17 protein-coding genes are annotated in these 15,423 nt (G+C 70.6%); 7 read left to right on the top strand and 10 right to left on the bottom strand.

Going from position 1 to position 15,423, the window contains the following annotated elements; translation table 11 throughout:
• Window positions 1–110: 110 nt before the first annotated feature.
• A complete protein-coding gene (locus ACIBTS_RS23800; protein WP_399321930.1) occupies window positions 111–905 on the bottom strand; it encodes an SDR family NAD(P)-dependent oxidoreductase in 795 nt (264 codons plus the stop codon).
• A gap of 180 nt (window positions 906–1,085) precedes the next feature.
• Complete coding sequence (locus ACIBTS_RS23805) at window positions 1,086–1,532, bottom strand: hypothetical protein (RefSeq protein WP_399321932.1); 447 nt, start codon at window positions 1,530–1,532, stop codon at window positions 1,086–1,088.
• An 81-nt stretch (window positions 1,533–1,613) separates the two neighbouring features.
• On the opposite strand from ACIBTS_RS23805, the gene ACIBTS_RS23810 reads away from it, so the two are divergent.
• Window positions 1,614–2,672 carry a Rieske 2Fe-2S domain-containing protein gene (locus tag ACIBTS_RS23810; protein WP_399321934.1) on the top strand — a complete coding sequence of 353 codons (1,059 nt, stop codon included), beginning with the start codon at window positions 1,614–1,616 and terminating at the stop codon, window positions 2,670–2,672.
• A gap of 78 nt (window positions 2,673–2,750) precedes the next feature.
• Here ACIBTS_RS23810 and ACIBTS_RS23815 read toward each other — a convergent pair whose 3' ends face one another.
• Complete coding sequence (locus ACIBTS_RS23815) at window positions 2,751–4,334, bottom strand: carbohydrate-binding protein (RefSeq protein ID WP_399321935.1); 1,584 nt, start codon at window positions 4,332–4,334, stop codon at window positions 2,751–2,753.
• A 325-nt stretch (window positions 4,335–4,659) separates the two neighbouring features.
• On the opposite strand from ACIBTS_RS23815, the gene ACIBTS_RS23820 reads away from it, so the two are divergent.
• Together ACIBTS_RS23820 and ACIBTS_RS23825 are read left to right on the top strand one after the other, a co-directional pair.
• Window positions 4,660–5,490, top strand: coding sequence for a hypothetical protein (locus ACIBTS_RS23820; RefSeq protein WP_399321937.1), 831 nt, complete (start codon window positions 4,660–4,662; stop codon window positions 5,488–5,490).
• 146 nt (window positions 5,491–5,636) lie between these two features.
• Window positions 5,637–6,092 carry a tellurite resistance TerB family protein gene (locus ACIBTS_RS23825; RefSeq protein ID WP_079661027.1) on the top strand — a complete coding sequence of 152 codons (456 nt, stop codon included), beginning with the start codon at window positions 5,637–5,639 and terminating at the stop codon, window positions 6,090–6,092.
• Window positions 6,093–6,194: 102 nt separating this feature from the next.
• Here ACIBTS_RS23825 and ACIBTS_RS23830 read toward each other — a convergent pair whose 3' ends face one another.
• Window positions 6,195–6,560 carry a DUF952 domain-containing protein gene (locus ACIBTS_RS23830; protein WP_399321939.1) on the bottom strand — a complete coding sequence of 122 codons (366 nt, stop codon included), beginning with the start codon at window positions 6,558–6,560 and terminating at the stop codon, window positions 6,195–6,197.
• A gap of 300 nt (window positions 6,561–6,860) precedes the next feature.
• Here ACIBTS_RS23830 and ACIBTS_RS23835 point away from each other — a divergent pair, with 300 nt between their 5' ends.
• Window positions 6,861–7,064: a cold-shock protein gene (locus ACIBTS_RS23835; RefSeq protein WP_031482971.1), complete on the top strand. Its 204-nt coding sequence runs from the start codon at window positions 6,861–6,863 to the stop codon at window positions 7,062–7,064.
• A 187-nt stretch (window positions 7,065–7,251) separates the two neighbouring features.
• Window positions 7,252–8,838 carry a DEAD/DEAH box helicase gene (locus ACIBTS_RS23840; RefSeq protein ID WP_399321941.1) on the top strand — a complete coding sequence of 529 codons (1,587 nt, stop codon included), beginning with the start codon at window positions 7,252–7,254 and terminating at the stop codon, window positions 8,836–8,838.
• Window positions 8,839–8,887: 49 nt separating this feature from the next.
• Here the strand turns inward: ACIBTS_RS23840 and ACIBTS_RS23845 are convergent, their stop codons facing one another.
• Both ACIBTS_RS23845 and ACIBTS_RS23850 read right to left on the bottom strand, forming a co-directional pair.
• Window positions 8,888–9,100: a DUF4287 domain-containing protein gene (locus ACIBTS_RS23845; RefSeq protein WP_399321943.1), complete on the bottom strand. Its 213-nt coding sequence runs from the start codon at window positions 9,098–9,100 to the stop codon at window positions 8,888–8,890.
• Between the two features lie 87 nt (window positions 9,101–9,187).
• Complete coding sequence (locus tag ACIBTS_RS23850; protein ID WP_399321945.1) at window positions 9,188–9,766, bottom strand: TetR/AcrR family transcriptional regulator; 579 nt, start codon at window positions 9,764–9,766, stop codon at window positions 9,188–9,190.
• Between the two features lie 90 nt (window positions 9,767–9,856).
• Here ACIBTS_RS23850 and ACIBTS_RS23855 point away from each other — a divergent pair, with 90 nt between their 5' ends.
• Window positions 9,857–10,303 (top strand): anthrone oxygenase family protein, encoded by a 447-nt coding sequence (locus tag ACIBTS_RS23855; RefSeq protein ID WP_399321946.1) that lies wholly within the window; start codon window positions 9,857–9,859, stop codon window positions 10,301–10,303.
• A gap of 164 nt (window positions 10,304–10,467) precedes the next feature.
• On the opposite strand, the gene ACIBTS_RS23860 is transcribed toward ACIBTS_RS23855, so the two are convergent.
• The gene (locus ACIBTS_RS23860; RefSeq protein ID WP_399321948.1) at window positions 10,468–10,830 is read right to left on the bottom strand and encodes a hypothetical protein; all 363 of its coding nucleotides are present in this window, start codon (window positions 10,828–10,830) and stop codon (window positions 10,468–10,470) included.
• A 326-nt stretch (window positions 10,831–11,156) separates the two neighbouring features.
• Between ACIBTS_RS23860 and ACIBTS_RS23865 the strand changes: the two genes are divergently transcribed.
• Window positions 11,157–11,657, top strand: coding sequence for a GNAT family N-acetyltransferase (locus tag ACIBTS_RS23865; RefSeq protein ID WP_399321949.1), 501 nt, complete (start codon window positions 11,157–11,159; stop codon window positions 11,655–11,657).
• Here the strand turns inward: ACIBTS_RS23865 and ACIBTS_RS23870 are convergent.
• From ACIBTS_RS23870 to ACIBTS_RS23880, 3 genes are all read right to left on the bottom strand, one after another.
• Window positions 11,638–11,994, bottom strand: a complete 357-nt coding sequence (locus ACIBTS_RS23870) for a VOC family protein (RefSeq protein ID WP_319675451.1) — start codon at window positions 11,992–11,994, stop codon at window positions 11,638–11,640. The genes ACIBTS_RS23865 and ACIBTS_RS23870 overlap by 20 nt on opposite strands.
• Before the next feature lie 41 nt (window positions 11,995–12,035).
• Complete coding sequence (locus ACIBTS_RS23875; RefSeq protein ID WP_399321952.1) at window positions 12,036–12,410, bottom strand: hypothetical protein; 375 nt, start codon at window positions 12,408–12,410, stop codon at window positions 12,036–12,038.
• Window positions 12,411–12,489: 79 nt separating this feature from the next.
• Complete coding sequence (locus ACIBTS_RS23880; protein ID WP_399321954.1) at window positions 12,490–15,261, bottom strand: AAA family ATPase; 2,772 nt, start codon at window positions 15,259–15,261, stop codon at window positions 12,490–12,492.
• Between the last annotated feature and the right edge of the window lie 162 nt (window positions 15,262–15,423).

Below are 15,423 nucleotides of genomic sequence, written 5' to 3' on the forward strand. Positions count from 1 at the left end.
ACCCCCTTCCCCGACGGCGCGCCCCCCCCCCCGGCCCCCGCCGGCCCCGCCCCCCCCCCCCCCCCCCCCCCCCCCCCCCCCCCCCCCCCCCCCCCCCCCCCCCCCCGCCGTCAGGAGGCGGGGATGGCGGTCACCAGGCCCCCGTCGACGGCGATGTCCTGGGCCGTGATGTACGACGACCGCCGGGAGAGAAGGAAGGCCACGGTCTCGGCGACGTCCTGGGCCTGGCCGAGTCGCCTCAGCGGCACCTGGGAGCGGATGACATCGTGCGAGGCGGGGTCCGGGTTGGCGGCATCGAACATCTCGGTCACGATGTAACCCGGGCTGATCGAATTGACCCGGATGCCGCGCTCGGCAAGATCACTGCCCAGTGTGCGGGCCAGATTGTGGACGGCGGCCTTGGTGGCCGCGTACACCGGTGCCACGGCCAGGCCCCGGTGCAGTGTCCACGAGGCGTTGATCACGATGGAACCGCCACCCGACGCCTCGATCAGCGGCAGAACCTTCTGGATCGTGAAAAACACCCCCTTGAAATTGACGTCGACACTGAGGTCGAAGTCCTGCTCAGTGACCTCGCCGCTGCGCTGGAACACTCCGACCCCGGCATTGGCGAACACCCCGTCCAGACGGCCGTGGCGTTCACGGATCAGGGCAGCCAAGCGGTCGAGATCGGTGAGGCTGGCGGAGTCGGCCCGGACTGTGAACAGCCGGGCACCTTGGTGGGACATGTTGTCCAGTTGTTCGGCCGCGAGGTCGAGGCGGGCATCGTCGCGGCCGGTGATGACGATATTGGCGCCGGCTTCCAGGAGCAGACGCGCGGTGGCCAGGCCCATCCCGCTGGTTCCGCCGGTGATCAGGACGACACGGTTGTGGAAGCCGGTCACATCGCTGTTGCTGTCGGTCATGACCACAGCCTCGCCACCAGCCTTCGGGCCAACCAGGCCCAAAACAACCTGGGTCTCCCAGAGCCCCCTTCTGCAGGCAGCCGAGACACCCCGCCACCCCGCCACCCTGGACATCCAACAATGCGACACGCACCGCCCGGCCTGGACGTCAACCCCCGAAGGACTTCCGGAGCCGACCACTTAGTTCTCGCTGTGGTCCCGGGTCAGTGCGGCCAGCAGTTCGGGATCGGAGTGGACCTCGGCTGTGTGCTGCCAGGCGATGAGCAACTGGGCGACGGACGCGCTGTTGCCGAGCGAGTCGGCGGCACGCATGGTGTCGACCAGTTCGACGGCGAAGGCGTGCAGATCGGGCTCGGGCAGGAAACGGACCCACGGGAAGGCGTCCGGCAGTATGTCGAGGAGCAGCTCCGTGCTGCCGGGCTCCCGCCGTGCCATCGCGGCCAGCATCCGGGTGGCGGCCGACACCACGGTCTGGTCCTGCTCGGCCCGCGCAGCGGTGGTGAGGACCAGATCCTCGCCGTCTCTGCGGTGCAACAACAGCCGCGACGATTCCTTGAGCCGGGCAAGCGTCTGCTTGTTCTTGTTCACCAGCTCGGAGAAGTTCACGGCGGCGCTCTCACTGCTCATGACTTTGAAATTACTTCGAAACTCGCCACGATGCCATCGCCCGGACGAGGGACACGCACAGCCCCCACTAGCATCGGCCGCATGCCTTTACGACGGAGCCATGACAACGGACGCGGTCACGACCTCACGGACTCGCCTCCCGGGCGGGACCCACGAGCCGACGCGTATCCGATGCCGTCCGTGCCCTACGGGTGGTACGCCGTGCTCCGTAGTCGCGAGCTGCGGCCCGGGCGGGTCGTCAGCCTGCACTACTTCGGGCGGGCGCTCATCGCCTTCCGCGGGGCCGACGGGCGGGCGGCCGTGCGGGACGCGCACTGTCCGCACTACGGCGCGCATCTGGGCGTCGGCGGGAAGGTCGTGGACGGGACGGTGGAGTGTCCGTTCCACGGGTGGCGGTTCGGGGCCGACGGGCGGTGCGTGCACGCTCCCTTCGCGGTCCGGACGCCCAAGGTGGGCCTCGGCGGCTTCCCGGTCCGCGAGCACAGCGGGCTCGTCTTCGTGTACACCGGTCCCGACGAAACCTCCGCCACCAGCTCCGGCGAGACCTCCGACGAGCCCCCCTGGGAGGTCCCCGACATCCCGGAGACCACGTCCAAGGAGTTCGCCGCCCCCGTCGACGACACCTGCCGGGCCCGCATCCACGTCCAGGAGATGCGGGAGAACATCGTCGACGAGTCCCACTTCCACCACATCCACGGCCAGAGCGAACCCCCCGTCCAGGACTGGAAGGCCGACGGTCCGTTCGCCGAGGTCCGCGGCCGGATCCGGCGGCGCGTGCTCGGGTGGGACATCGACAACACCTTCGACGCCTTCATGTACGGCCCGGGCGTCATGGTGGTCCGCACCCACGGCCCGGCGCTCTCCGTGACCGCCGTCGCGCTCTCCACCCCCGTGGACGACCGGACCAGCGAGCTGCGGATGCTGTACTACCTCCGCAAGCCGGCACGGGCCCCCTTCTTGACGCCCGTGCTCAAGCTCGTCTTCCGCGCGGAGGCCCTCGGCGAGGTGCGCGAGGAGGTCAGGATCTGGGACCACAAGATCCACCAGCCGCGGCCCGTCCTGCTCCCGCACGAGAAGGGCATCAGAGAACTCCGGCGCTGGTACGCGCAGTTCTATCCGCCGGTCCATCCCCCGCATTGACGAGAAGGCCCGGGTCGTCTGCGAAAACCGCCCTGCCCGACCCGGGCCCCTCACGTGCGCCCCCCTGTTCCCTGTCCCTTACAACGTCACCTGCTTGCCCCCCAACGTCACCACGAGCTTCCCGTTCGAGGCGAAGGACCAGCCCAGGGCGCCCGAGTACGAGGCGCAGCGGGAGCCGTTGGCGCCGGTCCAGAACTGGTTGGTGCTGTCGGCGTCACCGATGGTCTTGTCGTTGGAGCCGCTCACGCCGAACCGGCACGAGGTGTTGCTGCGGAACACCGAAGTCCCGGCGTCCCAGGAGTAGTTGCGCTCGGCGTTGTCGATGCTCAGGTTGTTCGAGACGGCCATGGAGCCCGGGTTGCTGTTGTAGGTGAACCCGTGATGGCCGTTGTGGAAGGCGATGCTGCGCCGCACCACGTGGTTGACGGCGATGTCGTCGCCGCCGAGCTTGTAGCCGTTGCGGTCGCCGTTGGAGTTCACGGTGCCGTCGCTGAGCGTGCCGTTGTTGTAGGACAGCGAGTCCTCGATGGTCACCGGGCCGATCGCGCCGGTGTCCGTCTTGGTGTAGAGGTCCCAGCCGTCGTCGATGTTGTTGTGGGAGACGGCGTAGCGGAAGACGTTCCCGGTGCCGGTGGTGAGCTTCGCGGCGAAGCCGTCGGCGTCCTCGCCGTCGGAGTCGGCGTTGTCGTGCGACTCGGCGGAGAGGATGAGGTTGTCGGACGGCCACTGGGCGGCGGGGGTGCTGGAGGCGATCCGGCCGAGTTGGAGCCCGGTGTCACGGTTGAAGCGGGTGATCGTCCGCTCGACGACGTTGTGGCTGCCGCCGACGTAGATCCCGTTGTCACCGGCGCGTTCGACGACGAGGCCGTAGACATGCCAGTACGAGCCGAAGAGCTGGAGCCCGCGGTTGGACGAACTCTCGGTCTGCGCCGAGAAGTTGAGCACCGGCGTCTCGCCCGGGTAGGCGGACAGCGTGGTCAGGGCGCTCGCCGTCCCGCTGCTGGTCGCCGGGATGGTGACCGTCGACGAGTAGGCGTACGTCCCGCCGCGCAGGTAGATCGTTCCGCCCGCGCCGACGCGGCTGATCGCCGAGGTGAGGGTGGTCGGCGCGGACTGGGTGCCGGCCGCGCCGTCGGTGCCGGTCGGCGAGACGTAGAGCGCGCCGCCGGCCGGGGGCGTGGTGCTGTCGGCCGTCGTCGCCTCGGCGTAGTCGACGTTGGGCAGGCCGTCCGCGGTGGTGGGGTTGAGGCGGACGGTGTTGCTGCCCGCGTTGAGGGACACCGTGAGCGTCTTGGTGACCCACGTCGTCCAGGCGCCGGTGGCCTCGAAGGACGGCGTCTGCACCGTCGTGCCGTTGACGACGAGCGAGGCGGGGCGGGCGGCGGCGGTGCCGTTGGCGAAGCGGACGTTCAGCGTCGCCGTGCCGGCGGTGGCCGCGTTCACGGTGAACTGGGCGTATCCGCCGGTCGAGTTGGTGCCGTTGCAGAATCCGCTGCCGGAGTAGCCGGTCCAGTCGGAGTCGATGGTGCCGGTGCAGACCGCCGGGGAGGCCTCGGCCTCGTAGCGGGTGGTGGTGGCTGCCTGCGCGGGCGCGGTGCCGGCAAGCGCGACGAGCGTGCCTGCCACCAGGCTGACGCAGGCCATGACGGATCTCAGCTGCATGGGTTCATCTCCAGGAACGGGACGAGTGCGGGTCGGCCGAACTGGAAAGCGCTTTCTCCCGGAAGTTAGGGGCCTGGCCTGAGCACGTCAAGAGTCGCGTACTTGTTTACTGTTCACGTAGGTGGACGCGAAGGGTGGGCAAGACGCGCCGACGGCCGCGGACCGTGCGCGTCCACCGCTGTGCGTGCCGACGCGTACGCGATCCCCTCAAGGGATCCGTGCAGGAGCATCACACAGGCTGCACACAGTCCTTCGAACGACTCGTTAACGTGTGCGGCCATCGGATCCCTGCGTATCGACGGATCCCCGCGTAGGAAGAACACAGATGGACTACTGCTCCACGTGTCGTCGGCATCTCAACGGCGCCCTGGTGTGCCCGGGATGCGGCGCCTACGCCCCGGACATCGCGCCCCAGATCATCGCCGCGCCCTCCGCCGCACCCGCCCCGCTGAACTCACTCTCCTCGCCGGGCTCACCCGACTCATCTGACTCACCCGACTCACCCGGCCTGGAGAGCGTGACGCCGCCCGTGCCGCTGCCCGCGCCGCAGGGACGAGCGGCGCGCCGACGGCAGCTGGCCCGCTGGAAGAAGAACCAGCGCCGGGCCGTGGTCGCGACGGCCGTCGCCCTCGTCGGAGGCGGGCTGACCGTCGCCTCGCTGGACCGAGGGACCGGCGACCAGACCCAGGCGGCCACCGCACCGGAGCTCCCGACCACGTCGAACGACGAGCAGCCGACGTCGGACCACACCCGCCCGACGGTGACCCGCTCCAACGCCCACCGGTCGACTCCGTCATCCACTCTCCCGTCACAGCCCCAGTCCCGGGCGAACACCCACCCGGACTCCCTGGCCTCCACCCCCAAACCCCCCACGAACTCCACCAGGACGTCCTCGGTCCCCCACCAGCGAACCGGCACCTCGTCCTACAACGGAACGGTCAGCACCACGACCACGTCCACCGGCACGACCGGCACGACCGGCACGACGGGCACGACCGCGCAGCAGCCACCCGCGCCCCCCACGACCGGCGGCACGGAGTCGTCGACGTCGACGGGGTCGACGTCCACGGGATCGACATCCACCGGATCGACGAACCCCGCCCCCGCCGCGACCTCACCGTCGAACATCTGCGTACTGGGCCTGATCTGCCTCTGATCCGGCATTCCCGACGGGCGACTCGCTCTGCCCATACGTGTCCGGGACGGACATCGGTGCAACAGGATCTGTTCAACGGAACTTATCGAGGCGGCTGTTAGTTTCTACGGTGCTGTAGACGACCCGAACCGACCTCTGGAGTTCTCATGGCCCTGTGGGACCGCATCAAGGAGTCCGCGTCGACGATGCAGACCCAGCTCGTGGCGAAGAAGAACGACCTCAAGAGCGGCGCCTTCCGCGACGCGAGCATGGCCATGTGCGCCCTGGTCGCCGCCGCCGACGGCACCATCGACCCCGCCGAGCGGCAGCGGGTGGCTCAACTCATCGCCACCAACGAGGTGTTGCAGAACTTCGACGCCATGGACCTGCAGCGACGCTTCGACGAGAACCTCAACAAGCTGACCACCGACTTCGCCTTCGGCAAGGTCAGCGTGCTGCAGGAGATCGCCAAGGCGAAGAAGAAGCCGGCCGAGGCCCGCGCCGTCATCCAGATCGGCATCGTCATCGGCGGCGCCGACGGCGACTTCGACAAGACCGAACAGGCCATCGTCCGCGAAGCCTGCTTCACCCTCGAACTCCCGCCGCACGAGTTCGACCTCTGACCGATGACCTCTGACCGGTGACTGGTGACCGGTGACCGGTGACCGTCCGGAGTGGCTGGCGGTGCGTGAGGGCTCGGCCGTTCTCACGCACCGCGATCGTCCTCAGGTGACGGTGCCCGTCAGCCCCGTCGCCCGGCCGTCCTCGTCCCAGCGGACCTCCAGGACACGGGTCACGGCGTCGCGGTTGACCGGGCCGAACACGTGCGGGAACAGGGTGCTCTCGGCGACTCCGGGCGGCGGAGCGGGGGCGGCCGCCTCCCACTCGCACCTCGCGGTGAGCCGCTCCTCGTCGAGGACCAGCGCCAGCAGCGGCCGGGGGCCGTCGCGGTAGAACGCGTTGACGACGGTGAGCGTGGTCTCCTCGTCGGGCGAGCAGTGCACGAAGCCGTCCTCGGCGAGGGAGGCGGGCGCGTAGGGCCGGTCGGCGTCGGCGTTCCACTCGTCGAGCGGTACGACGTGATAAATCATGATCCGGTTATACAACAGACGTTCGACGCCTACTCGTGCTCGTCGCCGCCGGCCCTCCCGGGGACCTGCCCCTCCGGGCAGCGGGCCCGGCTCGGGGGAAGTGGCGGAGTGCTTCGCGGGCCTTTCGCTCCGACCTGTGCTACCGTGATAAAAGTGGCAGTTTCGGTTACCAGAGGCTTGTGAGTGCTCTTCGACCTTCCGTCGACGGGCACTCTTTTTGTTTCCGGGGCTTATCTCTGATCCTGCGACGCCGGTTCCGCAAGGTGCGGACACCGGGCACTGCCCCAAGGGAGATTCAATATGGCATCTGGCACCGTGAAGTGGTTCAACGCGGAAAAGGGCTTCGGCTTCATCGAGCAGGAGGGTGGCGGCCCCGACGTCTTCGCCCACTACTCGAACATCGCCACCCAGGGCTTCCGCGAGCTTCAGGAAGGCCAGAAGGTTACCTTCGACGTCACGCAGGGCCAGAAGGGCCCGCAGGCCGAGAACATCGTTCCCGCCTGACGCTGACGCGACCTACGCGTATCACGTGGCCGGGGCTCGCACTCTTGTAGTGCGAGCCCCGGCTCATGGCGTTCTACCGCGCATTTGAGTTCCACCGCGCATCTGTTTGTATTTTTTCGGCTCATTCTTGTGAATCCTCATGTCGGGAGGAATTCCTCGATACGTGCCGCATCGAGGAAGGTTCCGAATGAACCGCAACAGCTCCGTCCGCTCCCGCCGGGGCGGCGCCGCTCCCTCCCGTTCGGCCAAGCCCGCCGGCCGCAACGGACGTACGAGTAGTCGTCCCGCCGCGTCCGGCGGTGAGTTCGCCGTGCCCGTGACCCTGACGCCGGGGCTGCCGCCGGTCGAGGCGTTCACGGAACTCGACATGCCCGAGCGGCTGTTGACCGCCCTCGGCGCCGAAGGCGTCACCACGCCGTTCCCGATCCAGGCGGCGACGCTGCCGAACTCGCTGGCCGGCCGGGACGTCCTGGGCCGCGGCCGGACGGGTTCCGGCAAGACCCTCGCGTTCGGCCTCGCCATGCTCGCCCGGATCGACGGGCAGCGGGCCGAGCCCCGGCAGCCGCTGGCCCTGGTCCTCGTCCCCACCCGGGAACTGGCCCAGCAGGTCACCGACGCCCTCACCCCCTACGCCCGTGCGCTGCGGCTGCGGCTCGCCACGGTGGTCGGCGGGCTGTCGATCGGCCGGCAGGCGAGCGCGCTGCGCGGCGGCGCCGAGGTGGTCGTGGCCACGCCCGGCCGGCTCAAGGACCTCATCGACCGGGACGACTGCCGGCTGGACCGGGTCGCCATCACCGTCCTCGACGAGGCCGACCAGATGGCCGACATGGGCTTCATGCCGCAGGTGACGCAGCTGCTCGACCAGGTGCGTCCGGACGGCCAGCGGATGCTGTTCTCGGCGACGTTGGACCGTAACGTCGACCGGCTGGTGCGGAACTACCTGCACGATCCGGTCGTCCACTCCGTCGACCCGTCCGCGGGTGCGGTGACGACGATGGAGCACCACGTGCTGCACGTCGAGGACGAGGACAAGCACGCCACGACGACGGAGATCGCCGCCCGCGACGGACGCGTGATCATGTTCCTGGACACCAAGCACGCGGCGGACCGGCTGGCCAAGAAGCTGCTGGCGGTCGGGGTGCGCGCGGCCTCGCTGCACGGCGGCAAGTCGCAGAACCAGCGCACGCGCACGCTCGCCCAGTTCAAGGACGGGCATGTCACGGTGCTGGTGGCGACCAACGTCGCGGCCCGTGGCATCCACGTCGACAACCTCGACCTCGTCGTCAACGTCGACCCGCCCGGCGACCACAAGGACTACCTGCACCGCGGCGGCCGTACCGCCCGCGCCGGCGAGTCCGGCACCGTCGTCACGCTGGTCCTGCCCCACCAGCGGCGGGAGGTGACGCGGCTGATGGCCGACGCCGGCATCACCCCGCAGACCACCCGGGTCCGCTCGGGCGGAACCGAACTGAGCCGTATCACCGGCGCGCAGGCGCCCTCGGGCGTGCCCGTCGTCCTCACCCCGCCGCCCACCGCGGACAAGCGCCCCGAGCGCACAGCTTCCGCCTCGCGCGCCCGACGCGGCCGTCCCGCCGCCCAGGGTGGCCGTCCCGCCGCCCAGGGTGGACGTGCCGCCGCTCAGGGAGGCCGACCCGCGTCCCAGGGCGGGCGTCCGGCCTCCCAGGGTCGTCGCCGCGCCCCCGCCAAGGGCAACGGGAACGGCGGCGGAAACAGCGCCGGAAACGGAAACCGTCCCGGCGCGAACGGCCGCTGAGACCCGCTGCCGCCGGGGCCCGCACAGGCGTGGCCCGCGCCGGGGTGGCTCACCCGCTGGTGTCCTCCGCCAGCGTGTGGGCCACCAGTGCGTTGGCGTGGCCGTGTCCCAGACCGTGCTCGGCCTTCAGCCAGGAGACGAGCTCCATGTGCCGGGTCAGCGGTGAGGCGCGGATCAGCGCCTTCCACTCGGCGATCGGACGGCCGTACTTCTTCTCGATCGCCGGGAAGTAACTCACGGGGCCATTCACGGGTGTCGTCATGTCCATAGGACCGGCGGTGCGGGGAGAAGTAATCGGCCCCCGGGAGGTGGCCCGAAGGCCCGGCCGCGTTTCCGCCGGGTTGGTGTGTCAGACCACGGCGAGGCGGTCCACCAGCAGCTCCACCCTCGGCTCGATGTCCTCCGGAGGCAGCCGTCCCGCCCGGGTCAAGGTCGCCAGCCCGTGCAGGGACGCCCAGAACAGCTCGGTGAACAGTCCCGGGTCGACGCCGTCCCCGGCGACCTCGCCCAGGCTCTCCAGCAGCGCGGCGAAGGCATCCTTCAGCGACTCCGGGGTGTCCTCCCGCGCGAACGCCAGGCCGCCGTCGAGCTGGAACAAGGCGTCGTAGACCGCCGGGTTGCGGGCGGCGAAGTCGAGGTAGGCGCGGGCGAGGGCGGCGACCCGCCCGCGCGGGCTGTTCGCGCCGGCGGTCGCGGCCCGCACCGCCACGGCCATCTCGGCGGCGCCCTCGATGGCGACGGCGCCGATGATCTCCCGTTTGCCGCGGAAGTGGCTGTAGAGGACGGGCTGGCTGTATTCGATGCGCTCGGCGAGCCGGCGGGTGGTGACCGCGCCCCAGCCCTGCTGCTCGGCGAGTTCGCGGGCCGTCGCCACGATGAGGCGCTCGCGCTCCGCCCATTCGCGCTGCTTGCGTTCCTGTACCGACATGATTCGATCCTAGCACCGCTAGACAATCGAGCGGCAGCAGTACTAGCGTTGCCTCATCAGCTAGCAACACTAGATGCGAAGAGGGTCATCATGCTCAGCGCACTTGAGGTCGTCACCACCGTGGTCGTCGGCGTGATGGTGGGGGTGGAGTTCTCCGTCGCCTTCGTCATGAACCCGATCTTCAACGCCCTCCCGGAGGACAGTAACCAGCAGGCCCACTCCCACGGGGGCCGGATGCTCGGCGCCGTGATGCCGTTCTGGTACATCGGCTCACTCGTCCTCGTCGCGGTCTGGGCTGTCGCGGGATGGCACGACCACGGCACCGGCCTCGTCGTCACCGCCGCCGCGCTGCTGATCCTCAGCGTGGTCATGTCGCTTCTGCTGCTCGTCCCGATCAACAACCGGAACAGGACGTGGACCCCTGGCAATCGGCCCGCCGACTGGAAGGAGCAGCTGAACCGCTGGAACCGCTGGCACTACGCCCGCGTCGCCGTCATCATCGCCGCCTTCGCCCTGCTGGTCGCCGCCCTCACCTGAGCCCGCGGTCATGGGCTCGGCCGAAGCCGCTCCGGGCAGCACCGTCGTGACCGCGCCGACCATGACCGTGGCGCTCAAGGCGGCCCGCACACGTCTGACGGCGCTGCGGGGTCAATGCGTCGCACGACCGTGGCCGGCGCGTCGAGCGGGCTGCTCGTCGCCCGTCACCCGCTGCTCGCCGCGTACAGGGCGTACACGGCGTACGGCAGCAGGATCGCGGGGAGCGTCAGCAGCCGTGGGCGGAGCGAACGGCCCGTCTTCAGGGGGCGGAGGCCGTCGAAGAGGACGAGCAGCAGAGCGACGAACGCGGCGAGGACGATGAGCGCGGTCAGCACGAACCCGCTGTTCTCGATCTGGTCGTACGTGCAGTTGTCCAGGTCGCGACGGCCGAGGTCGCCGTAGCCGCAGTGGCCGTGGGCGAGGTACCAGCGCGCGCACAGCACGACGACGGCCGTGGGGAGGCCGATCAGCAGGTGCACCAGAAACGGGGGCAGACAGCTCCGCAGAGCGGAGAGGGCGGAGCGCATCCGCTCACCCCACCATGTGCCGGTCCCCCCGGCTGTGACGGAAGCCACTGTTCCGCCGGACAGCAAGTTCCTCGTCGGGCTCGTGGGCGGGGCGGCCGCTCGTTCTGGGCGGTCTGGCCACGCTCCCCTGGGTCGGCATGGACGTCGACGTCACCTGCCGGAACGACCGGACGACGGTCGACATCCCGGTGCGGGTGGTGCGGGTGTCGGGGGCGCGGCTGACGTGGCGGTTCGAGCGGTAGGCCTCCGACCCCGTAAGTGCGGCCCCGTAAGTGCGGCCCCGGCCTGTGGCCCTGGGTTCCCAGGACCTGTCCTAGGGTGTGGGCATGCCGTACACGCCGATGGCGCTCGAACTTCAAACCGCTCGGCTGATGTTGCGTCCGTGGACCGAAGCCGACATCGACGCTCACCGGGAGCTTGTCGCCGAGCGGGGTCTCGGCCTGCCGTCGGTCGAGGACAACCGGCGGATGATCGAGGAGCAGCGCGCCGCCGTGACACGGTCGGGCATCGCTCTGCTGCCCGTCGTCCGCCGCGACGTGGGTGACTTCATCGGATACTGCGGGCTCACCGTCGGTCGGGCCACCGTCGACGAACCGGAGATCGCGTACGAGTTGTTCCGGCGCGTGCACGGACAGGGCTATGCGACCGAAGCGGCCTTCGCGGTGCTCGCCGCCGCGATCGCGACCGGACGGAAGCGGCTGTGGTCGTCGGTGCGTCCCTGGAACGCGCCGTCGTTCCGCGTCCTCGACAAGCTCGGTTTCCAGCGCGACCACGTGACGACGGACGACCGTGGCGAACTGGTGTGGCTCACTCGCTCCCTGCCGTAGGAGCTCCGCCGAAGCCGATCTCGTTGCCGTCCGGGTCGTGATAGGTGATCTTGCGGACGCCGTTGGCGTAGGTCTCGCGGCGGGTGGGGGTCAGGCCGCGGGCCGTGATGGCCGCGATGCGGACGTCGAGGTCGTCGACGAAGACGGTGTGCAGGGCGTGGCCGGCGTGGTGGCCGGTGCGCTGCTCGATGTAGAGGTACCGGTGCTCCGCCAGCTCCCAGACGGCTTCCTTGTCGTTCGGGAAGAACACCGGCGGGTTGCCGAACAGCCGCTCGTACCAGGCGAGGGCCGCTGAGAAGTCGTTGACGGGGATGCCCGCGAAGAGGTCGACTGTCATGCCTCCTCATCGTAGGCCCGGGGGATCTAGAGGGGCTCGCGCTAGGCCTTCCTTGTCCATGTGCCGTCCAGGCGGAACGGTTCGACGGGGGCGGTGAACGTCACGTCCCAGTCGCCCACGATGAAGCCGCCGAGCCAGAGTCTGATGTTCTGGTCAGCCAGGGCCCAGGTCGCCGGGGCGTCGGAATGCGTTTCGAGGACGGCGTCCGAGACGCGCTCCGGAATGTCGTCCCGCGAATTCGGGGCGTTCCGGGTCATGTTCACGGCCAGGAGCTGCATTTGCTCGGATGTCAGGACTCCTCCGGGAGTGAAGGACTTGAACTGATAGCGCGCCGGGGTCGGTTGCTGATCGGAGCAGTTGAAGAAGAAGCCCACGGATGAATCGTCTATGACCATGTCCGAAGGAAGGAGAGTCATATCGTCAGAATCACGCCCACCGGAAAGGGGTGCAACTCGGCGATCCGCCCACCGAGGAGTTCGTCAGTCCCTCCGTTCGTCACTCCTTCAGCGCGCCCCTCAGTTCTCCCCTCCTTCGGATTCCGAGTTTCTTGTAGGTGCTCGTCAGATGGGTTTCGACCGTGCGGCGGGCCACGTGCAGGAGTGCGGCTATCTCCGTGTTCGTGCGGCCCTCCGCCGCGAGTTCCGCGATGCGGCGCTCACTGCCGGTGAGCGCAGCGGAGCCGGTGTGCGCGGGGGCGGTGCGTCGCGCCCCCGCGGTGCGCAGCGCGTCGTCGGCGTACCGCAGCAGCCGTGCGCTGCCGAGGCGTTCGGCCCGCTCGGCGCCCTCGCGGAGGTGGTCGCGGCCCCGCGTGCGCTCGCCGGCGGCGATCAGCTGATGCCCCTGGGCGAGCAGGGAGGCGACCAGTTCCGCTTCGGCCGGTGAGCCGCGCAGGACCGCCACCGCCTCCTCGCCCAGTTCCAGGCCCCGCCGGCCACGGGTCGCACGGCCCAGGACGCGCAACGCCCGTCCCACCGTGCGCGGGGTGTCCCACACCCGGGCCAGTCGGAGTTCCTCCGTGGCCAGGGCCAGCGCCTCCTGCGGGTTGCCGAGCGCCAGCCGGCACTCCGCGGCCGCCGTCCGCCACGGTGTGACGACCGGGCTGAGGACGGCGCGGGCGGACTGCCGGCGGCCGCACTCCAGGAAGTCGTGGAGAGCGCCCGCGACATCCCCCTCGGTGAACCGCAGCACGCCCCGCGCGTACAGGAAGCGGTTCAGCTCCCAGGAGTCGGGAGTGGCACGGAGGTCGAAGGCATCGACGAGACGGCGGGCGTCCTGCGTACGACCCGTCTCCACCAGGGCCAGCACCGTGTGCGCGTCGGCGTTGGCGGGGCCGCCGCCGGTGTGCCGGCGGACGGGAGCCGCGGGATGCGCGGCGAGCAGCGCGCCGTAGGCGCCCCGTGCCGCCGCGATGTCCCATCTGGTGTCCAGCAGGGCCTGTTCCATCGGGTGCAGCAGGGACGGGTGCTGGCCGGCCAGACCGCGTTCCACCAGGCGTTCCGCCTCGTCGAGTTCGTCGGCCCACTGGGCGACCGCCGCGGCCGTGCCCAGCAGGAACGGCTCGGCGAGGGGGTCGGCGGGCTCCGTCAGGAGCGTGCGCAGGCGTCGCATCGCCTCCCGCGCAGGGATCTCCCCGGCCGTCGCCGCGTACCGCACGAGGAGCGCCCGGCCGGAGGCGCCGACGAGCTCCGGGGAGCGTTCGGCGGTGTCGGCGAGCCAGCGGTAGGCCTCCGCGCGGACCGTCTGGTCCTGGTCGGACAGGAGCGTGGACGCAGTCTGAAGGGTCCGGGCCAGGTCGACGTGGCCGGCCGCCAGCCGGGACTCCAGACGCCGCAACGCCTCCACGGCCGTACGGACCTCCCCGCGGCCCGCGAGCGCGGTGCCCAGAGCGATCGCCGTACGGACCTGGTCGCGGGGGTCGGCGGGCAGGTCCAGCGCCTCCGTCAGCCGCGGGATGCCCGCCGGGGCGTCGGCGCAGGCGTACTCCAGCGAGCCGAGTTCGGTGAGCAGGCGCTGACGCAGGTCGTCGGGGAGGGGTTCTTGCAGGGCTCGGCGCAGATAGCGGACGGCGTCGCCGGGGCGGCCCTCGCGCGCGGCGACCGTACCGGCCTCGCGCAGCGCGCGCAGCGCCCACGGCAGACCGGCCGGCGTGCTGCCCAGCAACTGCCGGGCCACGGCGTCGACATGGTCGCCCCGGCGCAGCATCGCCTGGGCGACCGCCCGGTGCGCGTCCTGACGGCGGGCGGCGGACCAGCCGCCGAGGACGGCGTCCCGCAGGAGGGGGTGCGCGTAGCGGGGGCGGCCGGCCGCGTCCGGGCGCAGCACTCCGAGCCGCGTCATCGCCGTCAGCCAACCGGACACCCGGGCGTGGTCGGCGCCGGAGGCGTCGGCGAGGAGGGAGGAGAACGCCGCCGGGGACTCCGCCTTCTCCGTCCTCTCCGTCCTCTGCGCCTCCTCCGCCTGTTCCAGGGCTGCCAGTGTGCGGGCCGTCTCCGCCGTCGTCGGGCCCGCGTTGTCCAGCCACCAGGAGACGGCCGCCGGGTACGAGCCCGGGTACAGCGCGGCGCACGTCAGCGGGACGGCCGCCGGGGGCGGGGCGCCGTCGAGGTCGTCGAGGAGGGCGTGCAGGAACAGCGGATTGCCGGCGCCGGCGCGCACACCGTCCGCGATCCACCGGTCGGAGGCGGCCGGGAAGGCGGCGCGGACCAGGTCGGCCGAGGCGTCGTCGGTGAGGGGGGCCAGGGTGTGGGTGCGGACGAGGGACGGGGACAGGACGTGGGTGAGACCGGCGGGCTGGGAGTCGATGTCGTACTGGCTGCGCTCGGTGACCACCAGCAGTACCGGTAATCGGTCGATCCGGCGGGCCGCCTCCACGAACCAGCGACGCGAGGCCTCGTCGGCGAGGTGGACGTCGTCGATGGCCACCATGAGCGGCGCCTCGTCGGCGTACGAACGCAGCACCCGCCAGAGCCGGGCCGCACTGTCCCGGTCGTCGATGCCGGGCGCGACATCCGCGAACTCCGGTACGGGGCCGAGGAGATGCAGGACGGAGGAGAACGGCAGCGCGGTGTCCTCGGGGGAGCAGCGGGCGCGCAGGACGCGCAGGCCGAGGTGGGTCGCGTGCGTGGCGGCGGCCTCCAGGAGCGCGGAGCGGCCGGTGCCGGTGGCCCCGCGCAGCAGTACGAGACGGCCGCCGCCGGCGCGGGCGTTCTTCGCCTCCGCCGCGAGCAGTGCGTGCGCGTCGTCGCGTTCCCGCAAGGGTCCGGTCATCGCTGCCTCCTGCTGTCGGGGACGTCGTCGGAAACGTCGTCAGAAACGTGCTCGGCAATGTGTTCGGAAACGTCGGGCGTGTACGTGTAGAGGCGGTTCGGTGGGATAAAGGTCCACGCGATCGTTGTGGCGAGGCTCACGACGGGTCGGACGGCGGCGAAG

This window comes from Streptomyces sp. NPDC050121, from assembly GCF_044460385.1.
Lineage (GTDB): Bacteria > Actinomycetota > Actinomycetes > Streptomycetales > Streptomycetaceae > Streptomyces > Streptomyces soliscabiei.